Annotated in this window: 2 protein-coding genes; both read left to right on the top strand. The window is 74.0% G+C overall.

What is annotated here, in order from left to right; all coding sequences use genetic code 11:
• Positions 1 to 20: 20 nt before the first annotated feature.
• Positions 21 to 440 (top strand): helix-turn-helix domain-containing protein, encoded by a 420-nt coding sequence (locus IVW53_15850; GenBank protein MBF6607037.1) that lies wholly within the window; start codon positions 21 to 23, stop codon positions 438 to 440.
• A gap of 58 nt (positions 441 to 498) precedes the next feature.
• A partial coding sequence (locus IVW53_15855; GenBank protein ID MBF6607038.1) for a DDE-type integrase/transposase/recombinase occupies positions 499 to 1,892 on the top strand: 1,394 nt, incomplete at its 3' end.

Consider the following 1,892-nt stretch of genomic DNA (forward strand, 5'->3'; position numbering starts at 1 on the left):
CGGGGTGCGCCCGCACGCACGTGTTGTTGCCGGTGCGGGCTCTGCTGCGGCGCGCGGACACCGTCGAGGTGATCGGCGCCGCGCTGGGGCTGGGGGCGGCGGGTCGAGGACATCGACAGATCGCCGAGCGGCTGCAACGTCCGCCCGCGACGGTGCGCGGCTGGCTGCGCCGGTTCGGTGGCCGGGCCGAGGCGCTGCGGTCGGGGTTCACCGCGCTGCTGGTCGGGTTGGACCCGCTGGCGGTGCTCCCGACCCCGGCCGCGACCGGGCTGGGTGACGCGGTCGCCGCGGTCCTCGCCGCGGCGGTGGCCGTCGTCGGGCGGTGGGGCGCGGTGGTGAGCGGGTTGTCGGCGTGGGAGCTGGCGGTCGCGGTCACCTCCGGTCGGCTCCTGGCCTCGACCGGCACCCCGATGTCGATCAACACGAGTCGCCCCTGGTGAGGTGATCACCGGACCGCCAGGCTCCGCGCGGACGATCTTCCGAGCGTGAGGAGTGGCAGTGACCGAGATCGATGAGCAGGCGCGGCGGCGGGCGGAACGGGCCCGGCGGGTGGCGCTGTTCCGCTATGAGCTGGTCCAGGAGGTGATCGACCCGACGCTGTCCACCCGCCAGCGTGGGGTCCTGGTCCGTGGGCTGGCCCAGCGCGCCCACGCCGGCCCGTTCGGGGAGCAGGTGCGGGTGTCGCGGCACACGATCGACCGGTGGGCGAGGTTGTGGCGGGCCGGCGGGTTCGAGGCACTGGTGCCTCAGCCGGCCCGGGTGCAGGCCCGCACCCCGGCCGAGGTGCTCGCGGTGGCCGCGGCGCTCAAGCGGGAGAACCCCGGGCGCACCGCCGCGCAGGTGGGGCGGGTCCTGCGGGCCCAGTCGGGGTGGGCGCCCTCGGAGCGGACCCTGCAACGCCACTTCGAACGCCTCGCCCTCACCGGCGCACTCGGCGGCGACGACGGGCGCGAGGGTGCGGCCGCGCCGGCGGTGTTCGGCCGGTTCGAGGCCGACCGGTGCAACGAGCTGTGGGTCGGTGACGCCCTGCACGGCCCCACCGTCGGCGGCCGCAAAACCTACCTGTTCGCGTTCTTGGATGATCGGTCTCGGGCGGTGATGGCCGCCCGGTTCGGCTACCACGAGGACGTCGTGCGCCTGGCCGCGGCGTTGCGCCCGGCGTTGGCCGCCCGCGGCGTCCCGGAGTCGATCTACGTTGATAACGGGTCCGCCTTTGTCGATTCCTGGCTGCTGCGCGGCTGCGCGAGCCTGGGGATCAAGCTGGTGCACTCCACGCCCGGCCGCCCGCAGGGCCGTGGGAAGATCGAACGGTTCTTCCGGACCGTGCGCGATCAGTTCCTCGTCGAGCTCACCGCCGACCGCCTCGCGCAGGTGGGTGACCTGGGCGGGCTCAACCGGCTGTTCACCGCCTGGGTCGAGACCGTCTACCACCCGGGCGTGCACTCCGAGACCGGGGCGCCGCCGCTGGCCCGCTGGAGCGAAGGCGTGCCCGACCCGCTGCCCCGCCCGTCCCCGGCGGCTCTGCGGGAGGCGTTTCTGTGGAGCGAGTACCGCACGGTCGCCAAGACCGCGACGGTCTCGCTGCACGCCAACCAGTACCAGGTCGACGAGCTGCTCATCGGGCGTCGCGTCGAGCTGGTCTTCGACCCCTTCGACCTCACCGAGCTCGCCGTCCGCTACAGCGGACGCAGCTTCGGGGTCGCCGTGGCGTTCACCATCGGGCGCCACTCCCACCCCAAGGCCCGCCCCGAGCAGCCCGACACCGCACCCGAACCGACCGGGATCGACTACCTCGCGCTGATCGACACCACCCACACCCAGCGGCTCGAAGCGCGGATCAACTACACCACCCTGCTCCACAGCACCGACGGCACCGACGGCACCGACGGCAC

Source organism: Chloroflexota bacterium (assembly GCA_015478725.1).
In the GTDB taxonomy this organism is placed as follows: domain Bacteria; phylum Chloroflexota; class Limnocylindria; order Limnocylindrales; family CSP1-4; genus C-114.